The organism is Dellaglioa sp. CoH-57-MRSF-17 (assembly GCF_056782015.1).
The window spans coordinates 1-253 of the sequence record NZ_JBXAXY010000162.1; the positions used below are offsets into that span (position 1 = coordinate 1).

General features: G+C 54.2%; 1 protein-coding gene. It reads right to left on the bottom strand.

Annotation, left to right across the window (positions count from 1 at the left end; genetic code table 11):
* Positions 1-50: 50 nt before the first annotated feature.
* The coding region (locus AC1RPJ_RS08265; RefSeq protein WP_481762927.1) for a hypothetical protein at positions 51-253 on the bottom strand (203 nt) is incomplete at its 5' end.

A 253-nucleotide genomic window follows, 5' to 3' on the forward strand; every position in this document is an offset into this window, starting at 1 on the left:
CGTCCACATAGTCGAAGTTGATAGCTCGCGAACGCATCGACGCCGCAAACTTATCTGACGAGGAAGAGGTCATATTTCGTGTTCTTCTCCAAGGTTCTGTAGCCGTTAGTGAAATAGGTGATGGGGTTCTTCGATCCATTAATGAGGCAACGTACACGCACCGACTCGTGCAGAGTGGGCCCGTACTCCAGCAGCTGGACACCGCGACCATCACGCGTGATGATCTGTGCCCCTGCCGCAGCCGCATCAATGT